At 70.6% G+C, this 20,563-nt stretch carries 20 protein-coding genes and 2 pseudogenes; 14 read left to right on the forward strand and 8 right to left on the reverse strand.

The genetic code is table 11. The features are described 5' to 3' along the window. Positions 1-388: 388 nt before the first annotated feature. The 3 genes from IEZ19_RS44920 to IEZ19_RS44930 all read right to left on the reverse strand — a co-directional run bounded on the left by IEZ19_RS44920 (position 389) and on the right by IEZ19_RS44930 (position 3,933). Positions 389-1,048, reverse strand: a complete 660-nt coding sequence (locus IEZ19_RS44920; protein ID WP_189317187.1) for a response regulator transcription factor — start codon at positions 1,046-1,048, stop codon at positions 389-391. A 232-nt stretch (positions 1,049-1,280) separates the two neighbouring features. Beyond that, a complete protein-coding gene (locus IEZ19_RS44925; protein ID WP_189317169.1) occupies positions 1,281-2,618 on the reverse strand; it encodes a sensor histidine kinase in 1,338 nt (445 codons plus the stop codon). Positions 2,619-2,730: 112 nt separating this feature from the next. Next, complete coding sequence (locus tag IEZ19_RS44930) at positions 2,731-3,933, reverse strand: sensor histidine kinase (RefSeq protein WP_189317170.1); 1,203 nt, start codon at positions 3,931-3,933, stop codon at positions 2,731-2,733. Between the two features lie 299 nt (positions 3,934-4,232). On the opposite strand from IEZ19_RS44930, the gene IEZ19_RS44935 reads away from it, so the two are divergent. The 11 genes from IEZ19_RS44935 (at position 4,233) to htpX (ending at position 15,567) form a co-directional block, all read left to right on the forward strand. After that, positions 4,233-4,640 carry an NADH-quinone oxidoreductase subunit A gene (locus IEZ19_RS44935; protein WP_189317171.1) on the forward strand — a complete coding sequence of 136 codons (408 nt, stop codon included), beginning with the start codon at positions 4,233-4,235 and terminating at the stop codon, positions 4,638-4,640. After that, positions 4,631-5,230 carry an NADH-quinone oxidoreductase subunit B gene (locus tag IEZ19_RS44940; RefSeq protein ID WP_189317172.1) on the forward strand — a complete coding sequence of 200 codons (600 nt, stop codon included), beginning with the start codon at positions 4,631-4,633 and terminating at the stop codon, positions 5,228-5,230. Before IEZ19_RS44935 ends, IEZ19_RS44940 begins: the two co-directional genes overlap by 10 nt. Then, positions 5,227-6,765: an NADH-quinone oxidoreductase subunit C gene (locus IEZ19_RS44945; RefSeq protein WP_189317173.1), complete on the forward strand. Its 1,539-nt coding sequence runs from the start codon at positions 5,227-5,229 to the stop codon at positions 6,763-6,765. The genes IEZ19_RS44940 and IEZ19_RS44945 overlap by 4 nt, the downstream gene beginning before the upstream one ends. Continuing rightward, positions 6,762-7,730: a complex I subunit 1/NuoH family protein gene (locus IEZ19_RS44950; protein WP_189317174.1), complete on the forward strand. Its 969-nt coding sequence runs from the start codon at positions 6,762-6,764 to the stop codon at positions 7,728-7,730. The genes IEZ19_RS44945 and IEZ19_RS44950 overlap by 4 nt, the downstream gene beginning before the upstream one ends. 2 nt (positions 7,731-7,732) lie before the next feature. Next, complete coding sequence (locus IEZ19_RS44955; protein WP_189317175.1) at positions 7,733-8,284, forward strand: NuoI/complex I 23 kDa subunit family protein; 552 nt, start codon at positions 7,733-7,735, stop codon at positions 8,282-8,284. Beyond that, the gene (locus IEZ19_RS44960) at positions 8,281-9,009 is read left to right on the forward strand and encodes an NADH-quinone oxidoreductase subunit J family protein (RefSeq protein WP_373297153.1); all 729 of its coding nucleotides are present in this window, start codon (positions 8,281-8,283) and stop codon (positions 9,007-9,009) included. Before IEZ19_RS44955 ends, IEZ19_RS44960 begins: the two co-directional genes overlap by 4 nt. Continuing rightward, a complete protein-coding gene (gene nuoK / locus IEZ19_RS44965) occupies positions 9,009-9,386 on the forward strand; it encodes an NADH-quinone oxidoreductase subunit NuoK (RefSeq protein WP_189317176.1) in 378 nt (125 codons plus the stop codon). The genes IEZ19_RS44960 and nuoK overlap by 1 nt, the downstream gene beginning before the upstream one ends. Further along, positions 9,383-11,377 carry an NADH-quinone oxidoreductase subunit 5 family protein gene (locus IEZ19_RS44970; protein WP_189317177.1) on the forward strand — a complete coding sequence of 665 codons (1,995 nt, stop codon included), beginning with the start codon at positions 9,383-9,385 and terminating at the stop codon, positions 11,375-11,377. The genes nuoK and IEZ19_RS44970 overlap by 4 nt, the downstream gene beginning before the upstream one ends. Positions 11,378-11,383: 6 nt before the next feature. Continuing rightward, on the forward strand, positions 11,384-12,958 hold the full coding sequence (locus tag IEZ19_RS44975; protein ID WP_189317178.1) for an NADH-quinone oxidoreductase subunit M: 1,575 nt from the start codon (positions 11,384-11,386) through the stop codon (positions 12,956-12,958). Further along, positions 12,955-14,478 (forward strand): NADH-quinone oxidoreductase subunit N, encoded by a 1,524-nt coding sequence (locus IEZ19_RS44980; protein WP_189317179.1) that lies wholly within the window; start codon positions 12,955-12,957, stop codon positions 14,476-14,478. The genes IEZ19_RS44975 and IEZ19_RS44980 overlap by 4 nt, the downstream gene beginning before the upstream one ends. 225 nt (positions 14,479-14,703) lie before the next feature. Next, a complete protein-coding gene (gene htpX, locus IEZ19_RS44985) occupies positions 14,704-15,567 on the forward strand; it encodes a zinc metalloprotease HtpX (protein WP_189317180.1) in 864 nt (287 codons plus the stop codon). A gap of 10 nt (positions 15,568-15,577) precedes the next feature. Here the strand turns inward: htpX and IEZ19_RS51955 are convergent. The 3 genes and pseudogenes from IEZ19_RS51955 to IEZ19_RS44995 form a co-directional block, all read right to left on the reverse strand. Further along, positions 15,578-15,865 (reverse strand): annotated as a pseudogene (locus IEZ19_RS51955) (MFS transporter); the annotation flags it as partial. A gap of 7 nt (positions 15,866-15,872) precedes the next feature. Further along, a complete protein-coding gene (locus IEZ19_RS44990) occupies positions 15,873-16,337 on the reverse strand; it encodes an ArsI/CadI family heavy metal resistance metalloenzyme (RefSeq protein ID WP_189317181.1) in 465 nt (154 codons plus the stop codon). A 30-nt stretch (positions 16,338-16,367) separates the two neighbouring features. Further along, positions 16,368-17,735, reverse strand: a complete 1,368-nt coding sequence (locus IEZ19_RS44995) for an FAD-dependent oxidoreductase (RefSeq protein ID WP_189317182.1) — start codon at positions 17,733-17,735, stop codon at positions 16,368-16,370. A gap of 294 nt (positions 17,736-18,029) precedes the next feature. On the opposite strand from IEZ19_RS44995, the gene IEZ19_RS45000 reads away from it, so the two are divergent. Next, positions 18,030-18,398 carry an ArsR/SmtB family transcription factor gene (locus tag IEZ19_RS45000; RefSeq protein ID WP_189317183.1) on the forward strand — a complete coding sequence of 123 codons (369 nt, stop codon included), beginning with the start codon at positions 18,030-18,032 and terminating at the stop codon, positions 18,396-18,398. A gap of 174 nt (positions 18,399-18,572) precedes the next feature. Here IEZ19_RS45000 and IEZ19_RS45005 read toward each other — a convergent pair whose 3' ends face one another. Both IEZ19_RS45005 and IEZ19_RS45010 read right to left on the reverse strand, forming a co-directional pair. Then, entirely contained in the window at positions 18,573-19,367 is a 795-nt protein-coding gene (locus tag IEZ19_RS45005) for an aquaporin (protein ID WP_189317184.1), read from the reverse strand. A gap of 37 nt (positions 19,368-19,404) precedes the next feature. Next, the gene (locus tag IEZ19_RS45010; RefSeq protein WP_189317185.1) at positions 19,405-19,719 is read right to left on the reverse strand and encodes an ArsR/SmtB family transcription factor; all 315 of its coding nucleotides are present in this window, start codon (positions 19,717-19,719) and stop codon (positions 19,405-19,407) included. 74 nt (positions 19,720-19,793) lie between these two features. On the opposite strand from IEZ19_RS45010, the gene IEZ19_RS45015 reads away from it, so the two are divergent. Next, positions 19,794-20,429: an arsenate reductase/protein-tyrosine-phosphatase family protein gene (locus tag IEZ19_RS45015; protein ID WP_189317186.1), complete on the forward strand. Its 636-nt coding sequence runs from the start codon at positions 19,794-19,796 to the stop codon at positions 20,427-20,429. Between the two features lie 60 nt (positions 20,430-20,489). Beyond that, positions 20,490-20,563 (forward strand): annotated as a pseudogene (locus IEZ19_RS51960) (phosphotyrosine protein phosphatase); the annotation flags it as partial.

The raw sequence follows: 20,563 nt of genomic DNA on the forward strand, positions 1-20,563 counted from the left end.
GAGCTGCATCCCATCACCCGAATCCCCCGCGAACCGGATGATCACCCGGTCCAGACGGCGTACGTCCTTCACGCCACCCGGTTTGCGCTGCTCTCCCACGACGGTTCCGTCGGCCTGCTCCGCTGCTGCGCTGCTGACCTGGCTGGTCACTGAAATGGACCTCCTTCGAGGCGGCTGCCTGGGCGTGGTCGTCCCACCGACCTTCCCAGGATCAACCCTACGTCGGTTAGGGTCGCCTTCCCTCGGCCATTCGCATGATGGACGGCATTCTGAGACGGCCCGTCGCCTGACTTGTCATGATTTCTCGCCCCCCGGGGCTTTCTCTGAGGCGCTCCTCGCTCCTTGCCCGGTTCTCGGTGGTGTACGGCGCTGACACAGTGTCGGGCCCTCACGAGTTCAGATAGGTGAGGACGGCCAGAACACGCCGATGGTCCCCGTCGCTCTGGGCAAGCCCGAGCTTCAGGAAGATGTTGCTGACGTGCTTCTCGACGGCGCCGTCGCTCACCACCAGCTGCTTCGCGATCGCCGAGTTCGTCCGTCCCTCGGCCATCAGCCCCAGCACCTCCCGCTCGCGCGGGGTGAGCCCGGCCAGCACGTCCTGCTTGCGGCTGCGCCCCAGCAACTGCGCGACCACCTCCGGGTCCAGGGCCGTACCGCCCTGTGCCACCCGCACCACCGCGTCGACGAACTCCCGCACCTCGGCGACCCGGTCCTTGAGCAGATAGCCGACGCCGCGGCTGGAACCGGCCAGGAGTTCGGTGGCGTAGCGCTCCTCCACGTACTGCGACAGCACGAGTACGCCCAGGTCCGGGTGCGCCTTGCGCAGCCGTACGGCGGCCCGCACCCCCTCGTCGGTGTGCGTCGGCGGCATCCGTACGTCCGCGACGACCACGTCCGGCAGCGCGCTCTGCGCGTCCAGGTCTCCGATGGTCTTGATCAGCGCCTCGGCGTCCCCGACCCCTGCCACCACGTCGTGCCCGCGGTCGGTCAGCAACCGGGTCAGGCCCTCCCTGAGCAGCACCGAGTCCTCGGCGATGACCACCCGCACCCTGTCCTCCACGATCTCCGGCCCCCCACAGCCCGATCTTCCGACGGTGCCCGTCCGTACGGAAGTACAGCATTCCAGCATTCGCGCCGGGCCGCGCCCGGGCGGGGGGAATGGCGGTGATGTGAGATGTCGGATGCGGCTCGGACGACGACGGCGAGTTGCCGATCACTTACCCGGCCTCGCCGGCCACTCGCGCGGACCTCGGCGGCACGGAGCCGCTCGAGGAGCTCCCTCAACCGCGCCAGGGCAGTTCCGCCGTGACCCGGGTGGGTCCGCCGGCCGGTGAATCCACCACCAGGATGCCGTCCACCGCGTCGAGCCGGCCGGCCAGGCCCGTGAGGCCCGAACCGGCGGACACGTCGGCGCCGCCCACCCCGTCGTCCATGACCTGCAGCATCAGCCGGTCCTCGACCCGCCACACGTCCACCGACGCGTGCGTGGCGCGGGAGTGCTTGCTGATGTTCTGCAGCAGCTCGGAGACCGTGAAGTAGGCGATCCCCTCGATGGCCGGGGCGGGGCGTTCCGCCAGGTCCACCTCGACCTGCACCGGGACCGTGCAGCGGGAGGCCACGGCGGACAGCGCCGCGTCCAGGCCGCGGTCGGTCAGGACGGCGGGGTGGATGCCGCGGGCCAGGTCGCGCAGTTCCTGGAGCGCCGTCTTCACCTCGCCGTGCGCCTCGTCCACCATCCGCGCCGCCGTCTGCGGGTCCTCCGCCAGCTTCTCCTTGGCGAGCCCCAGATCCATGGCCAGCGCCACCAGCCGGGCCTGCGCCCCGTCGTGCAGATCGCGCTCGATGCGCCGCAGGTCCGCCGCCGCCGTGTCGACCACGACCCCGCGGTCCGACTCCAGCTCCACCACGCGCGTCGCCAGCCGCGACGGTCCGAGCAGCCCGCGCACCAGCAGCCGGTCCACCAGCGTCAGGGCCCGCAGGATCCAGGGCGTGGCCAGCGTGAACAGCAGCCCGATCAGCGCCGTGACGGTGATCTCGAAGGGGTTGTCCAGATAGATCTGGTGGTGCTCGTCGCCGTACAGCTGAAGGCCGCCCTGGCCGCCGTACATCGGGAACACCCAGAACCACAGGGGGTACGTCAGCAGCGCCCAGCCGTACGCCCAGAAGTTCACCGCGACGACGAACGAGAACACAGCCCACGGGAAGTGCAGCACCGCGTAGAGCAGGTGCCGCCACGACGTGCCGCTCTTGAGGACCGCGCCCATCCACGCCATCGCGCCCGGCTTGCGCATCCTCAGCGGCTCCGGCTCGGCCACCTCCAGGCCGAGCAGCCCGCGCGCCCGTGCCCGCTCCAGGGAGCCCAGTCCCCGGCAGCCGGCCAGACCCGCGGCCAGCACCGGGATGCCGAGGAAGGTCACCAGCAGGCCCGCGCCGAGCGACACCATGGTGACGGCGTACGTGAACAGCAGGATGCTGATCGGCAGACTCAGCAGGATGTAGCCGAACTCCCGCCAGCTGCGCCCCTCGAACGGTGCCCGCAGCGCGGCGGGCAATCGGTGGCGGCGCTCACCGTCGTGTCCGTAGCGGTGCCCGTACCCCTGTCCGTACTCCGTGGCCATCGGTGTCGTCCTGTTCTCCTCGTCAGGCGGCTGTCTCGCCGTGTTTCCACCCTGCTGCGTCGCAGGTCCGCGGACCATGGAGGCCGTCGGCGTCTCGAGCGGGGGGTTTTCCCTACCCCTTGCGGTCGGTCTCCGCCCGGTCCCGCCAGGGCAGTTCGGCGGTGACGACGGTCGGGCCGCCGACCGGGGAGTCGACGACGAACAGTCCGTCGACCGCGCCCAGCCGCTCGGCCAGGCCGCGCATGCCGCTGCCGCCGTCGAGCCGCGCGCCGCCGCGGCCGTCGTCCCGGACCTGGATCAGCAGCCGGTTCTCGGTCCGCCACACGTCCACCGAGGCGCTCCTCGCCCCGCTGTGCTTGCTGATGTTCTGCAGCAGCTCGGACACCGTGAAGTAGGCGATGCCTTCTATGGCGGCGGCCGGTCTGGACTCCAGGTCGGCGGTCACCTTCACCGGGACGGTGCAGCGGGAGGCGACGGCGGACAGCGCGGCGTCCAGGCCGCGGTCGGTCAGGACGGCGGGGTGGATGCCGCGGGCCAGGTCGCGCAACTCCTGGAGGGCCAGCTTCACCTCGCCGTGCGCCTCCTCGACCATGGCGGCGGCCGAGTCGGGGTCCTCCATCAGCTTCTCCTTGGCCAGCCCGAGTCCCATCGCCAGATTGACCAGCCGGGCCTGCGCCCCGTCGTGCAGATCGCGCTCGATGCGCCGCAGGTCGGCCGCCGCAGTGTCGACGACGACCCCGCGGTCGGACTCCAGTTCGGCGATCCGGCGCTCCAGCTCGTCCGACGGCGAGAGCAGCCCGCGCACCAGCACCCGGTCCACGTTCGCCAGACCCCGCACGACGAACGGCAGTACCGGCCAGAGCACGAACAGCCCCGTCAGCACGATGCAGAAGGTGAGGATGCCCCAGGGCAGCCGGATGAAGTCGTACAGCAGCGTCCGCCAGCCCACCGGGTCCTTCAGTGCGAGCCACAGCCGCTGCAGCAGCCCGCCGCCCTTGGCCAGCGGCAGCGGGCTCGGCTCGTCCACCCGCACGCCGAGCAGCGTCCGGGCCCTGGCACGCTCCAGCTTCCCCAGCTGCCGCGCCCCGAGCAGCGCGCCGGCCAGCAGCGGGAACCCGATCACGGTCACCGTGAGCAGGCCGCTGACGAACAGCACCGAGACCACGTATGTGAAGCCGAGCAGCGCCACCGGCAGGTTCACCAGCAGGTGCGCGATCTCCCTCCAGGTGTGCGCGTCGTAGGCGAAACGGGGTGGCGGCAGGCGGTCGTCGCCGTCGGTCCGGACGGCGCCGGCGATGGGGATGCGTGCGGTCATATGGGCTAGCGTGCCGTGCGCCGCGCCCCGGCGCCATGAGGTCCGCCGCCCCGGTTTACCGGGGGAAAACCCCACCTTCACGTCCCACAGTCCGGTACACCTCAGGTGCATGGCGTGTGCATGGCACGAGTCCGGTTCGACTCATGCTGCGACGGGCTGCTTACCCTCTCTTTAGACGGGCTGCTTACCGTCTCTTTATCAGGGCCTAGACTCCCGTGCGTACAGATCGTCGAATCATGTCGCATCACAGGGTTCACCAGGCCACTGAGGTCACCGGGTCAGGGAGCGAGGGACGAACGTTGCGGGAGACGTTGGGGGGCTCGACCGTGGTCGTCGCGGCGGACTACTTCCGGTCCTATTCGGTCGTGGGACTGCTCGCGCTCGTAGGTGTGCTGTTCGTCGGGGTCGCCTTCGGTGCCGGCCGGCTGCTGCGGCCGGTCGTCCCCACCCCCGAGAAACTGCTGACCTACGAGTGCGGTGTGGACCCCGTGGGCGAGGGCTGGGCACACACGCAGGTCCGCTACTACGTCTACGCGTTCCTGTACGTCATCTTCGCGGTCGACTCCATCTTCCTGTTCCCCTGGGCGACGGTCTTCGCCGACCACGGATACGGCGGGACCACACTGGTGGAGATGTTCATCTTCCTCGGGTTCCTGGCCGTGGGCCTGCTGTACGCATACAAGAAGGGCGTCCTGGCATGGACGTGACCCCCACTCCTACCGAGCCGGTGCTGCTTCCCGAGCCGAAGCGGCTGGGGGCGCTGGCGCGCCTCGCCCCCGAGCCCATGAAGGTGGTCCTGAACTGGGGCCGCCGCTACTCGCTCTGGGTCTTCAACTTCGGCCTCGCCTGCTGCGCGATCGAGTTCATCGCCGCGTCCATGGCCCGGCACGACTTCATCCGCCTCGGTGTCATCCCCTTCGCGCCGGGCCCGCGCCAGGCCGACCTGATGGTCGTCTCCGGCACGGTCACGGACAAGATGGCGCCCGCGGTCAAGCGCCTCTACGAGCAGATGCCCGAGCCCAAGTACGTCATCTCCTTCGGCGCGTGCAGCAACTGCGGCGGCCCGTACTGGGACTCCTACTCCGTCACCAAGGGCGTCGACCAGATCATCCCGGTCGACGTGTACGTCCCCGGCTGCCCGCCGCGCCCTGAGGCGCTGCTCCAGGGGATCCTCAAGCTCCAGGAGAAGATCGCCCGGGAGTCCCTGGAGGAGCGGTACGGCACCGTCCGCCCGTCGGCCGCCGCCCTCCAGAGTGGTCTGGTGCAGCCCCCGGCCCCGAAGGGGGACCCGCGATGACGACGACGATCGGCTGGCTCCCCGCCGCCGTCGAGGACCTCTTCGGTACGGAGGCCACGGCCGAGGAGGCGTACGAGGTCCTGACGGTCGACGTGTCGCCCCAGTCCTGGATCCCAGCGCTGGAGACGGCGCGTACGACCCTGTCCTGCACCTACTTCGACTGGCTGAGCGCGGTCGACGAACCGGGCGCGGGCTTCCGCGTCACGGCCCACGTGGTCGCCCTGTCCCCGGTCCGCCGTCTGCTGCTGCGCACGACGGTCCCTCACGAGGCGCCCTCGCTGCCCTCCGCCACCGGCGTCTACGCCGGCGCGGCCTGGCACGAACGTGAGACCCATGAAATGTTCGGCGTCGACTTCACGGGTCACCCCGCCCTGGACCACCTCCTCCTCCCGGAAACCTTCGAGGGCCATCCCCTCCGCAAGGACTTCGTCCTGGCGGCCCGCGTCGCCAAGGCCTGGCCCGGTGCCAAGGAACCGGGCGAATCCGAACACGGCGGCCCGAAGCGCCGCCAGATGCTGCCCCCGGGCGTCCCGGACCCGAACGAGTGGGGCCCGCTGAAGGGCCAACTACCACCTGCACCGGCACGCCCGCCTCGGGGCACGGGCCGGGCGGCGGCGGAGCGGCCTGTGCGCGGGGCGGGCGCTGCGGGCGAGCGTGCGGCTGGGGAGCGCGGGGCCGGAGGAGCCGGCGATCGTCCGGGTCGGGCGGCCGGGGAGCGTCCGGTGCGGCGAGCCCGTACTGCCGCCGAGGGCTCGGTGAGTCAGGGGGCTGGGGCCGAGAGTGCCGCTGCTGGTGCTGGTGGCGCTTCTGCGGGTACGGGCGCCGGTGCCGGTGGGGCTTCTGCCGGTCAGGGTGCGGGTCCTGTGGGTGCCTCTGGGGCGGCCGCCACTCCGCGGCGAGCACGCAGCGCGAGCCAGGGGTCCGCTTCGCAGCGCGCGGAAGGCGCGGAGGGGGCGACGCCTGCACAGCCGACGGCTCCCACGGGCCCACGCCGCGCACGCAGCGCCTCGGAGGGCTCGGCCTCGCAGCGCACCCAGGACACGACCACCCCGGAACCCACGGAACCGGTCGCCCCCACCGAACCGACGGCACGCCGCACGACACCCCGCACATCGGACGCCCCTTGGCACCACGCCCGCCCGGCCTTCGAGGACGAGACGGAGACCCGACGGGCCGAGGAACCCGGGGAGGGTCGGCCGACGGCGGAGCCGGGGGCCGGCCAGGCCTCCGCGGAACCGGGAGCGAGTCAACCGGGAGCGAGTCAGTCGACCCAGGAGCCGGGCGCGAGTCAGCCGGCCGGGGAGCCTGGGGCAGAGCAGCCGACCGCGGAGCCTTCACCGGAACAATCGGCCACGGAACCTTCGCCGGACCGGTCGGCTGCGGCGTCGTCGAGCGGGACGGATCCCCTCGCCCCGCCCGCGCCGGTGGCCGGTACGGAGTCCGACGCGAATCCGCCGGAGCCGGATGCCCCGACCCCCACCAACGCGCCGGAAACCCCGGACAACCCCAACAACCCCGCGGGAGGCCCGCAGTGAACGGCGTGCTCGACGTCGCCCTGCGACTCCTCGTCGTCTTCGTCGTCTTCCTCACCTTCCCGCTCATCGTCGGCCAGACGGAGCACAAGGTGATGGCCCACATGCAGGGCCGCCTCGGCCCGATGTACGCCGGCGGCTTCCACGGCTGGGCCCAACTCATCGCGGACGGCGTGAAGTTCGCGCAGAAGGAAGACGTCGTCCCGGCGGGCGCGGACCGCCGTATCTTCCAACTCGCCCCCGCCGTCGCCCTCCTCCCGTACCTCCTCGTCCTCCTCGCCATCCCGATCGGCCCCGGCGAGGGCGCGGTCGGCCAGGTCCTCGACGCGGGCGTCTTCTTCGCGCTCGCGGTGATGGGCGTCGGCGTCCTCGGCTCGCTCATGGCCGGCTGGGCCAGCGCCAACAAGTTCTCCCTCCTCGGCGGCCTGCGCACCGCCGCCCAACTCCTCGCCTACGAACTCCCGATGCTCCTCGCCGCCGCCTCCGTGGCGATGGCCGCCGGAACGGTCTCCCTGCCCGGCATCGTCGACGCCTTCCACTGGTGGTGGCTGCCCTGGCAGATCATCGGCGCGATCGTCTTCTTCGTCGCCGGTCTCGCCGAACTCCAGCGCCCGCCCTTCGACATGCCCGTCGCCGACTCGGAGATCATCTTCGGCGCATACACCGAATACACCGGCCTGCGCTTCGCCCTGTTCCTGCTCGCCGAGTACGCCGGGATCATCGTCCTGTGCGGCCTGACCACCGTCCTCTTCCTGGGCGGCTGGCACGGCCCCTGGGGCGCCGAGGGCCTCGGGTGGGTGTGGACCCTGCTGAAGACCGCGATCCTCGCGTTCGTCGTCATCTGGCTGCGCGTCACCTATCCCCGGCTGCGCGAGGACCAGCTGCAGAAACTCTCCTGGACCCTCCTCGTCCCCCTTTCTCTCGCTCAGATCGCCCTCACCGGCGTCGTCAAGGTGGTGATCCAGTAACCATGGCCCCCATTCCTGGCAGTGGCCTCGCCAAGGGCCTGGCCGTCACCCTCCGCACGATGACGAGGAAGACGGTCACCCAGCAGTACCCGGACGTCCAGCCCGACCTCCCGCCCCGCACCCGCGGTGTGATCGGCCTGTTCGAGGAGAACTGCACGGTCTGCATGCTCTGTGCCCGCGAGTGCCCCGACTGGTGCATCTACATCGACTCCCACAAGGAGACGGTCCCCGCGGTGACGCCGGGCGGCCGCGAGCGCAGCCGCAACGTCCTCGACCGCTTCGCCATCGACTTCTCCCTGTGCATGTACTGCGGTATCTGCATCGAGGTCTGTCCTTTCGACGCCCTGTTCTGGTCCCCCGAGTTCGAGTACGCAGAGACCGACATCCGCGAACTCACCCACGAACGCGACAAGCTGCGCGAGTGGATGTGGACGGTCCCGGCTCCGCCCGCCCTCGATCCCGGCGCGGAGGAGCCCAAGGAGATCGCCGCCGCCCGCAAGACCGCAGAGAAGCTCGCGGCAGCACAGGCCGAACCGCAGGAGGGACAGTCGTGATCCTCGCCGCAGCCGCCTCCACAGCCCTCGCCACGCCCACCGCCGACGCGGCCCACCGCGCTCTCACGGCCACCGCCGCCGGCGCGACCCACGGCTTCCTGTCCCCGACCGGTGTCGAGATCGCCTTCCTTCTCGTCGGTCTGGTCAGCTTCGGTGCCGCCCTGGTCACCGTCACCACCCGGCAGCTGGTGCACGCCGCCCTCTGGCTCGTGGTCACCCTCGGCGGCCTCGCCGTCGAATACCTCCTGCTCACCGCCGAGTTCATCGCCTGGGTGCAGGTCCTGATCTACGTCGGTTCCGTCGTCGTCCTCCTTCTGTTCGGTCTGATGCTCACCAAGGCCCCCATCGGCCGCTCCCCGGACGCCGACTCCGGCAACCGCTGGGCCGCCCTCACCGTGGCCGTCGCCGCCGCTGCCGCCCTGGTCTGGGTGGTCGTCGACGCCTTCCGCACGACCTGGATCGACCTGGGCGGCGCCGCCGCCGGCTCCACCAAGGTCACCGGCGAGAGCCTCTTCCAGAACTGGGTCCTCCCCTTCGAGGCGCTCTCCGTCCTCCTCCTCGCTGCCCTGGTCGGCGCGATCGTCCTGTCCCGCAAGGCGAAGGCGGAGACGAGCCCTCCCCCTGTGAACTCCCGAGCCGGGACCGGTGGTTCCCCATCCGTCCCGGATTCCCGGAATCACCCCATCGAGGGAAAGAGCCCGGCCGAGCAGGAAGGCGCCCGCTGATGCACCTCGCCTATCCCGCCGTACTCTCCGCCCTCCTCTTCTCCACTGGCCTGTACGGCGTCCTCGCCCGCCGCAACGCCATCCTCGTGCTCATGTCGGTCGAGCTGATGCTCAACGCCGTCAACCTCAACCTGGTCGCCTTCGACGTCTGGCTCAGCAAGGCCGCCCGGGAGACCCTGCACTCCGGTCAGGCCCTGACCCTGTTCACCATCGCCATCGCCGCCGCCGAGATCGGCATCGGCCTGGCGATCGTCCTCGCCGTCTACCGCAACCGCGGCACCTCCGACATCGACAAGCTCCGCGACACGGCCGAGGGCCACGAGAGCGACGGCCCCGGCGACGCCACCGCGGCCGAGAAGGCTGAGGCCACCGCGTGACCACGACCACCCTCGCCGTCCTCGTCCCCCTCCTGCCGTTCCTCGCCGCCGTCGCCGGGCTGCTGCTCGGCCGCACGGCCCCCGGCTTCGTCCGCCCGCTCGCCGTTGTGCCGACCCTCGCCGCACTGGCGCTGGCGGCGACGGTCGCCGCGGACCAGGGCGGCGGCACGGCGATCGACTCGGCCACCGAGCTCACCCCCACCGGCTCGATCCCGATCGAACTCTCCCTGCACATCGACGGCTTCGCCGCCCTGGTCGCCGTCCTGGTCGGCGTCGTGGCCACCTGCGTGCAGATCTACTCGACGGGCTATCTGCGCGACGATCCGCGCTACCCGTCGTACGCGGCCCTCGTCTCCCTGTTCACCTCCGCGATGTTCCTGGTCGTCTACTCCGGCGACCTGATCGTGCTGCTGGTCGGCTGGGAAGTCATGGGCATCTGCTCCTACTTCCTGGTCGGCCACTACTGGGAGACCCCAGAGGCCCGCGCCGCCTCCATCAAGGCCTTCCTGGTCACCAAGCTCGGCGACGTCCCCTTCCTGATCGGCCTGTTCGCGCTCGCCACCGACGCCGGGTCCTTCGAGATCACGCGAGTCCTCGGCACCGTCGCGAGCGGCGGACTCGATCATCCGACCTTGATCGCCCTGCTGCTCCTGGCGGGCGTCGCCGGCAAGTCGGCGCAGTTCCCGCTGCACACCTGGCTCCCCGACGCGATGGCGGGCCCCACTCCGGTCTCCGCGCTGATCCACGCCGCGACGATGGTCGCCGCCGGTGTCTACTTCGTCGCCCGGCTCCTTCCCGTCTTCCAGGCCTCCTCGGCCGCGATGGTCGTCCTCGCCCTCATGGCCGCCATCACGATGGTCGGCTCCGGCCTCGCCGCCCTCGCCCAGGACGACATCAAACGCGTCCTCGCCTACTCGACGATCGGCCAGCTCGGCTACATGACCGGTGCCCTCGCCGTGGGCGACCGCGGTGCCGCCGTCTTCCACCTCCTCTCGCACGGCGCCTTCAAGGCCCTGCTGTTCCTCGCGGCCGGCGTGATCATCCACGCCGCCGGCACCAACTCACTGGCCGCCATGTCCCGTATGAGCGGCCTGCGGGACCGGGTCCCCGACGCCTACTGGACGATGACCGTGGCGCTCCTCGCGCTCGCCGCGATCCCGCCGTTCAGCGGCTTCTTCTCCAAGGAGTCCGTCCTCGGCGCCGCCGAGCACACCGCCACCGGTCACACCGAGCACGTCCCCGGCGGCGCGGGCTGGATCGTCCTTGTCTCCGGGCTGCTCACGGCCCTCCTCACCGCCGCCTACGCCACCCGCCTGTGGCTGCTCGCCTTCCGCGGCCGGGGCGCCGAAGCCCCCGACCACGGCAGGCAGCCCCTGTCCATGACCGTGGTGCTGTGGGCGCTCGCCGTCCCGTCACTCGGCTTCGGCGGACTCGCCTACCGCTCCCTGCCCGACTGGTTCGACGGCCACGACCTCACCCCGACCCTCACCACCTCCGTGCTCGGCACGGGCGTGGCCCTCGTCGGCGGCATCCTCACCTACGGAGCCTGGCGGCACACCACCGCACTCGCGGCCGGTATCCCTCTGGGCGCTGTCGCCGCCCACCCGGAGGCCGACGGCGGACTCGTCGAGGAGGAGGCCATCGCGAGCCACGAACCGGCGTACGGGGACGTGGCCTACGCACCCGACCCGGCCGACCCCGGCCGGCTGCTGCTCGGCCCGCTGCACCGGCACGCGGCCGTCGGCTTCCACCTGGACGCCGTGTACACAGTTCTGTTCGTCCGCCCGGTTCAGGCTGGAGCGAGTCTCGTCCGGTTTCTCGACCGTGAGGTCGTCGACACCTACGTCCGCGGCGCGGCCGCGCTGCCCCGCCTGTTCGGGGCCGCCGTACGACGCGCCCAGACAGGCAATGTGCAGACCTATGTGAGCGCGCTGCTCGCCGGCACCGTCGTCCTCGCGGTCGCCGTCGTCCTCGTCGCCACGGGAGCGTGAGCAGGCGTGATCGATATCAACGAGTCCGTGATGCAGTTCCTTCTGGCATTCGTCGTCGTCGGCCCGCTCCTCGGGGCCGTCGCCGCCCTCCTGCCCGCCCCGCCCGGACTGAAGGGGAAGTCACCGGAGCAGGCCGTGCTGCGGCACGGCGTGACCATGACCGGCGCGATTCTCGTCGCCGCGATCGTCCTGGCACTGGGCTTCGACCACGACCATCCGTCGAAGATGCAGGCCACGACCGACATCAGCTGGATCCCCGCACTCGACGTGCGGATCCACCTCGGCATCGACGGCATCTCCCTCCCCCTTCTGGTCCTGACCGCGCTGCTGACCTTCCTGTGCGCGCTCTACTCGTACTTCAAGCCGCCCGCGGGCCCCACCCCGAAGGCCTTTGTGGCCCTGCTGCTCGCTCTCGAGTCCGGCACGCTCGCTACCTTCGCCGTCCTCGACCTGCTGCTTTTCTTCCTCGCGTTCGAGATGGTGCTCATCCCGATGTACTTCCTCATCGCCCGCTGGGGCGGCGCGGGCCGGACCCAGGCTGCCTGGAAGTTCATCCTGTTCACACTGCTCGGATCCGTCGTCATGCTGCTCGGCCTGCTCCTGATCGGAATCAAGGCGGGCACGTTCGACATGGTGGCACTCGCCACTGACAACGGCCGGTCTCTGACCACATCCGTGCAGGTCATCGCCGTTCTGGCGATCGGGATCGGGCTCGCGGTCAAGACGCCGATGTGGCCGCTGCACAGCTGGCTGCCGGACGCGCACACTGCCGCGCCGACCGTGGGCTCGGTCCTGCTGGCCGGTGTCCTGCTGAAGATGGGTACGTACGGGTTCGTCCGGATCCTGCTGCCGGTTGCGCCGGACGGCTTCCGCACCTTCGCGCCGTACCTCGCCGCCTTCGCCGTGGTCGGCATCATCTACGGATCCCTCGCCTGCCTGGCCCTCGCCAAGCAGGGGGCGAAGGGTGACCTCAAGCGCCTCATCGCCTACTCCTCCGTCGGCCACATGGGCTTCGTCCTCCTGGGCATCGCCACCATGACCCCGACCGGCGTGAACGGCGCCCTGTTCGCCAACATCGCCCACGGCCTCATCACCGGCCTCCTGTTCTTCCTGGTCGGCGCCCTCAAGGACCGCACGGGCACCACCGACCTGGACGCGCTGGCCGAGGAGACGGGCGCCGCGCTGTACGGCAAGGCCCCGCGCCTGGGCGGCCTGCTGGCGTTCGCCGCGGTCGCCTCGCTCGGCCTGCCCGGACTCGCCGGGTTCTGGGGCGAGATGCTGGCCCTCTTCGGCGCGTTCGACCCCGCCAACGACCTCAGCCGCCCCGCGTTCCTCACCTTCATGGCCATCGCCGCGTTCGGCACCCTGCTGACGACCGCGTACCTGCTGATCGTGGTCCGCCGCGTCTGCATGGGCGCCGTACCGCAGCAGGCTCCGAGGCTCGCGGACGTCCATACGTACGAGTTCGCGGCCTGGACCCCGCTCGTCGCCCTCACCGTCGTCGCCGGCCTGTGGCCCAGGGCCCTCCTGGGCCTGACCGACCCGGCCGTGCAGCAGCTCCTCGCAGGAGGCACCCGATGAGCGCCCTGGCCCAGCCCGTGGCCCAGTCGGTAGTCCAGTCCATCGACTGGCTCGCCATCGCCCCGCCCACCGCGACGGCGGTCGTCGGACTCGTCGTCCTCGTCGCCGACCTGTTCGTGCCCGACGCCAAGAAGGCTGTCCTGGGCTGGGTCTCCGTCGCGGGCCTGGCCGTCTCGGCCCTTCTTCTGCTGCCTCTCCTGGACGGCGACCGCAGCACCTTCTGCCTGACCGGCGACACGCGCGTGTGCAGCTACACCGCCGACCGCTTCACCCTCGTCATCCAGTTCCTCGTCCTCGGCGGCGCACTCCTCGCCGCCCTCCTGTCGGTCACCGCCCTGAAGGACGGCCGCCGCAGGCTCCCCGAAGGGGAGTTCTGGTTCCTGCTGCTCTCCTCTGCCGCGGGCGCCGCCCTCCTGCCCGCCTCCCGCGACCTCGCCACCCTGATCGTGGCCCTGGAAGTTGCCTCCCTGCCCGCCTTCGCCCTCGTCGGCATCCGGCACGGCGACCGCAGGTCCTCCGAAGCGGCCCTGAAGTTCTTCCTGTCGTCCGTCACCGCCACCGCGGTGAGCCTCATGGGCATCAGCTTCGTGTACGCCTCGACGGGCACCCTCTACCTCACCCAGGTCGCCGACCGCATCCAGCACGTCGACGGGCAGCTCCACACCCTCGCCCAGACCGGCGTCGTCCTTACCCTCGTCGGCTTCGCCTTCAAGACGGCCGCCGTCCCCTTCCACTTCTGGGTGCCCGACACCTACGTGGGAGCGCCCCTGCCCGTCGCCGCCTACCTGTCGGTCGTCGGCAAGGCGGTCGGTTTCTCCGGCCTCATCCTCGTCACCGTCGTCGCCTTCCCGTCGTACTCCGACGTCTGGGGTCCGGCGCTCGCCGCACTGGCCGCCCTCACCATGACCGTCGGCAACGTCGGCGCCCTGCGCCAGCAGGCCACGCGCGCGTACAGCGCCGTACGACTGCTCGCCTGGTCCTCCGTCGGACAGGCCGGCTACCTCCTGGTACCGATCGCTGCCGCCGGATACTCCAAGGACGCCCCGAAGGCGATCGGCTCCACCGTCGCCTACGCCCTCATGTACGCCGCCGTGAACCTCGGCGCCTTCGCGGTGGCCGCACTGGTGGGCCGTACGAAGACCCTCAACCGCATCGCGGACTACCGCGGCCTGTACGCCTCGAACCCGCTGACCGCCCTGCTCCTGGCCTTCTTCCTGCTGTGCCTCGCCGGACTGCCGCCGGGCATCATCGGCCTCTTCGCGAAGGTCACCGTCTTCTCGGCGGCGGTCGACGCCGGCCTCGGCTGGCTCGCCGTCGTCATGGCGGTCAACGTCGTGATCGCGCTCTTCTACTACCTCCAGTGGACGGCCCTGCTGTTCCGCGCCCCGGAAGGCGCACCCGCCACACACCGCGTCCCGGCCCCCCTGACGGCCGCGATCACCCTCACTGGCGTCATCGGTATCGCCCTGTCCGGAGCACCTCAGCTGGTCCTGCGCTTCGCCGCCACCGGCCTGTTCTGAACGCGCTCCGGCCTGTTCTGAACGCGCTCCGGCCTGTTCCGAGCACGCTCACCCGGACGGCCGACCCGCACCGCCGCACGCACAAGGGAACTCGCGGCCGCCGCCTGGCGTTGACCAGAGCGGGAGGGTCCACTGGACGTGACACCACCACACCAGTGGCTTCGCAGACCGACAAGCGATCACCAAGCAAAGGGTTCCCCTGCTGCACGACTTGGAGGGCGTACCGTGCACCGCCGGCACAACGGGCTCAGGACCGCAGTACTCCTCGGGGGACTGTCCGCACTCATCATCGTCATCGGCAGCTTCTTCGGCCGGACGGGCCTGATCGTCGCGGTTCTCGTCGCGCTCGGCACCAACGCGTACGCGTACTGGAACAGCGACAAGCTGGCGCTACGCGCGATGCGCGCCCGGCCGGTCAGCGAGTTCGAGGCCCCCGCCCTGTACCGCATGGTCCGCGACCTCTCCACCCAGGCCCGCCAGCCCATGCCGCGCCTGTACATCTCGCCGACGGAGGCCCCCAATGCGTTCGCGACGGGCCGCAACCCGCGCAACGCCGCCGTGTGTTGCACGGAAGGCATCCTGCGCATCCTGGACGAACGCGAGCTGCGCGGCGTCATCGGCCACGAGCTCAGCCATGTCTACAACCGCGACATCCTCATCTCGTCTGTCGCCGGCGCCCTGGCCTCCGTGATCATGTTCCTGGTCAACTTCGCCTGGCTGATCCCGATCGGCCGCTCGGACGACGACGACGGCCCGGGCCTGCTCGGCCTGCTGCTGATCATGATCCTGGGCCCGCTCGCCGCCAGCCTCATCCAACTGGCCATCAGCCGCTCCAGGGAGTACGAGGCGGACGCCTCGGGCGCCCAGCTCACCGGCGATCCGCTCGCCCTCGCCAGCGCCCTGGGCAAGCTGGACGCGGGCACCAAGCAGCTCCCGCTGCCCCCCGAGCCCCGGATCGAGACCGCGAGCCACATGATGATCGCGAACCCCTTCCGCCCGGGGCAGGGACTCTCCAAGATGTTCTCCACACACCCACCGATGGCGGAGCGCATCGCCCGGCTCGAGAAGATGGCAGGTCGTCGCCGGTGAAGAGACCATCCAGGACGGAGCCGGTGGTCATGACGGCGCGTGGGCCGCGGCGGTCGAGGACGCGACCGACGGGGATGCAGGCGAGAGCCGAGACCAGCAGTGCGCCGGAGAAAGCAGCGGTGGTGGCGGTCGCCGACCAGCCTGTGGCGGCGGTGATCCGGGGGTTCAGGACTGGGAAGGCGTAGTACACGGTTCCCCAGCTGGTGATCTGTGTGATGCACAGGGCGTGCAGGGCGGCGCGAGGCCGTGACCGGTCCCCCGTTCCGGTCACGGCCTCGCTGGCGCGGAGGTTCGTCACGAGCGGATCAGCAGCAGCCGCTCGCCGCCGCCGGCTCCTCGGCGTCGGCGTCGGCGTCGGCCGCGCTCGTGCAGCAGGTGCTGCCCTGCTGCTTGGCCAGGGTGTCGGCGTCGGCCTTGACCACGTACACCTCCCAGGGTTCCTGGCCGGGGCCGTGGACCCAGACCTTGTCCTGGAGCGCGTAGCAGCAGGTGGTGTCGTTCTCCTCCGTTGTGGCGAGGCCCGCCTCGCTCAGGCGGGTGGTGGCGGCGTGGACGGCCTCGGTGGTTCCGACTTCGACCCCGAGGTGGTCCAGGTGGGTGGGCTCGCCTGCGGTGCCTTCGATCAGGACGAGCTTGAGCGGGGGCTCGGCGATGGCGAAGTTGGCGTAGCCGTCACGGAGTTTGGCGGGCTCGGTGCCGAACAGCTTGCTGTAGAAGGCGATGGACGCGTCGAGGTCCGGGACGTGGAGTGCGAGTTGAACGCGGGACATGGCGGGCCTCCTGCTCGAAGGGATGGGAACTCAGCAGCCGCCGGATGAGACCGGGGCGCCGATGCCGATCTGCAGGGTGGTCGGGGCGGCACAGCAGCCGCCGCCCGCGCTGCCCTGGGCGGCGTCGGGGTCGTCGAACAGGCCCGCGCCGCCGCACACGCCGGTCTCCTGGAGGGTCAGCTCGACGCGTTCAGCAGCCTCGCGGTCTCCGGCGATCGCGGCGGTGATGGAACGGACTTGCTCGTAGCCGGTCATGGCGAGGAACGTGGGCGCGCGGCCGTAGGACTTCATGCCGACCAGGTAGACGTCCCGTTCCGGGTGGGAGAGTTCGTTCACGCCGTGGGGGTAGACCGTCCCGCATGAGTGCACGTTCGGGTCGATGAGCGGGGCCAGCGCGGTCGGGGCCTGGAGACGCTCGTCGAGGCCGAGGCGGACCTCGGACAGGAAGGAGAGGTCCGGGCGGAAGCCGGTCAGCACGATGATCTCGTGAACGGGGTCGAGCCGGCGCCCGTCCTCGGCGACGATGATCAAGCGGCCGTCGGCGTCGCGCTCGACGGCCTCGGTACGGAAGCCGGTGGCTGCGCTGGCGTATCCGTTCTCCACCGCGGCTTTCGCACGCAGGCCCAGGGCGCCGCGGGCCGGAAGCTGATCGGCCTCGCCGCCGCCGTAAGTGTCCGCGCCAATGCCTCGGCGCAGGATCCACACCGCGTGCGTGCCCTTCTCCTCCTTGGCCAGTTCGGCGAGGTAGGCCAGCGTGGTGAAGGCAGAGGCACCGGAACCGACGACTGCGGTGCGCTTGCCCCCGTAGCGGGCCCGGACGGCCGGATCCTCGAGATCCGGGACGCGATAGGAGATGCGGTCGGCTGACGCGTTCTCACCGAGGGCGGGCAGACCGTTCGCACCCATCGGGCCGGGAGTGCTCCAGGTGCCCGAAGCGTCGATGACGGCGCGGGCGGCAAGCCGCTCCTCGCGGCCGTCAGGCAGTCGGAGGTGCACGGTGAAGGGCTGTTCGTCACGGCCCGAGTCGACGATGCGGTCACGGCCTGCGCGGGCGACGCCGGTCACCGTGGTGCCGTAACGGACCTTGTCGCCCAGGGCGTCGGCGAGCGGCTGGAGGTACTGCTCGGCCCAGTCACCGCCGGTGGGGTACGTCGCTCCGTCGGGGCGAACCCAGCCGGCGGGGGCCAGCAGCTTCTCGGCGGCCGGGTCGGTGACCTCAGCCCAGGGGGAGAAGAGGCGCACGTGAGCCCAGTCGCGCACGGCGCTGCCGGCGGCCGGACCGGCCTCCAGGACCAGCGGTTCAATGCCGCGTTCGACGAGGTGGGCAGCGGCTGCCAGGCCGATGGGGCCGGCTCCGATGACCACGACGGGCAGCTGACCGGTGGCGGGCGCGCTCACGAGATTCCCCTTTGCTTCGACATTCGTCGATCTCCTGTTCGCCCAGCATGGCAGCTGATTCGATAAGCGTCAACATAGACACACATCGAATCGGTGAGTGGGGTCATGGGAAACACCGATGTGGCGGTGATCGGAGGCGGCCAGTCAGGCTTGGCCGCGGAGGGCCTTGCGCAAGCAGGGACTGGAGCCTGTGGGCCTGAAGGCGTACGGGCCCGCCGCCTGACCCGCCACCTGGCCCGGAACCAGGCCCCCCGCTCCTCGCCTCACTGGTTCGACGTATGTAAACATAGACGTATGTCGAATACGAAGGTGCTACCGCTGCTGGAGCCTGAAGCTCCCGAGTCCGTGGTGCCGTGCTGCCCGCCACTGACCGAGCGGCCCTTGACCGCCGGGGAGGCCGAGCGGACCGCCCGTATGTTCAAGGCACTCGGCGACCCGGTGCGCCTGCGGCTCTTCTCGCAGGTCGCCTCGCACGAGGGCGGCGAGGCCTGTGTGTGCGACATCTCCGACGTCGGCGTCTCGCAGCCGACCGTCTCCCACCACCTCAAGAAGCTCAAGGAGGCCGGGCTGCTCACCTCCGAGCGGCGCGGCACATGGGTCTACTACCGGGTGGAGCCGTCGGTGGTGGCTGCGATGGGACAGTTCCTGGCGCGAGTCGACTGACCTGCCGGGCAAGGGGGGCAGGCATGGAGAGCGCGAGTCGGGGCGACCGGCAGGCGATCTGTGCCGAACTGGAGCGCACCCGGGCGGAGATTCACACGCCGCCCGGACGGCGTAGGCGGGTTCCGGCGGCGAGCCCGGTCCAGCCGCCGATCACCACAACCTGAGGCGTCTGCGTCATGCGACGGGCTGTTCCGACGCGGCGCGGCCCGGCATGAAGATCAGCACCACCAGCGCCAGACCCACTACGGCGCCGACGAGTTGCATGCCGATGAACGCAGCGACCGAGCCGGGCGCGATGCCCGCGAAGGTGTCGGTGACGGCACGGCCGATGGTCACCGCCGGGTTGGCGAAGGACGTGGAGGAGGTGAACCAGTACGCGGCACCGATATAGGACGCAACGGCCACGGGGGCGAAGCGCAGTCGATCGGTGCGGGCGAGCCCGAAGATCAGCAGGATCAGACCGGCAGTCGCGACGACCTCACCAAGCAGCAGGTGACCCGCCGACCGGTCGTGAGTGGACCACTTCACCAGGGGCTCGCCGAACATCGCATCCGCCAGTACGGCACCCGCTGTCGCACCGACAACCTGGGCCGGAACGTAGACGGCTGCCTCGCGCAGGGTGACTCCGGCGCCGCCACGACGGGCCGTCCACCATTCGGCCAGGGTGACGACGGGGTTGAAGTGCGCTCCGGAGACGGGGCCGAGCAAGGTGATCAGGACGCCGAGGCCGAAGACGGTGGCGAGCGAGTTGGCCAGCAGTTGCAGGCCGACATCGCGGGTGAGTTCGGTGGCCTGGATGCCGGAGCCGACCACGACCGCGACCAGGGCGGCGGTACCGACGAACTCGGCCGCAGCCCTGGCGATGAGAGGCGTCCGCGGTGGAGTCGCTTCCGGCGCGGGCTGCGGAGCAACGGACTCGGCGGCGGGCGCGGCCGGCTCCGTGGTGGCGGTGGGACCAGTGGCGGTCAACAGGACTCCTTGGTGCAGTCGCCGCAGGCGATGGGGATCAGGGGCAGGACCGCTTGACGTTGTTCTCGGCGGTGGTGCGCGCAGTCTCCGCCAACTCGGCGAACTGGCCCGCAAGAGAGGCGATGACGTCTGACCTGAGCCGGTAGTACGTCCATCGCCCGCACGGTTCCGTCTCGACCACGCCCGCCTCACGCAGCACCTTCAGGTGGTTGGAGAGGTTGGTCTGCTTCGCGCCGGTCTCCTCCACCAGGTGCGTGGTGCACAACGTCTCTTTGGCGAGCAAGGTCACAATCTGGAACCTGAGCGGGTCGGCCAGCACCCGCATCAGGTCAGTGTCGACTGACGTCATCATGGGCTGATACTGTCACATCATCCGAAGCTGATACCAGCCTGGACTGAGTCGTAGGGCCCACCAAAGGGGTTCCCGTGTCCGCCTCTTCACTCCCCCTGCTCCCTGACGAACGTCTGGCGGCCGGTGCCGTTCGCCTCGCCGCCCGGTACCGGGGCCACTTCTCTGCGGAGACCGTGCAGAAACTGCCCGTCGACTCGTACCTGCGTCCGGCCGAGCACGCCAAGGTGCACACCCACCTGGTCGTGCCGGCTGAGCACCTGGCGACCGAGCGTCTCGATGCGCTTGCCCACATCCAGGGGGCACCGGGTAGCGGCCTGCCGCGCGTGCTGTTCGTCTGCGGTCACAACGCCGGCCGCTCGCAGATGGCCGCCGCGCTTCTCGCCCACCGGGCTGCCGGCCGCGTGGTCATGCCATCGGCCGGCACGGACCCCGTCGCAGACATGGAGTCGTACGTCGCCCAGGTCCTCATGGAGTCCGGGCTCAGCATGGCTGCAGCGTTCCCCAAGCCGCTGACCGACGAGGTGGTGCAGGCCGCAGACATCGTGATCACGATGGGCTGCGGCGACGCCTGCCCAGTAGTACCCGACCGCCGCTACCTCGACTGGCCCGTCCCTGACCCGGACGGCGCTCCGCTCGGTGCCGTGCGGACCATCCGCGACGAGATCGACACGCATATCACCGAACTGCTCGGCTCCCTGCCGGGCTCCTGACCTTTCCCGTCCCGCACAGCCTGTCGATCCACTGCTGATCCCGTTACGAAGGAAGAACCGATGCCCTCCGACTTGCTCGCCTCCGTGCTGTTCGTCTGCGTTCACAACGCCGGGCGCTCGCAGATGGCGGCCGG

The sequence above is a fragment of the Streptomyces brasiliensis genome, from assembly GCF_014647875.1.
Taxonomy (GTDB): Bacteria; Actinomycetota; Actinomycetes; order Streptomycetales; family Streptomycetaceae; genus Streptomyces; species Streptomyces brasiliensis.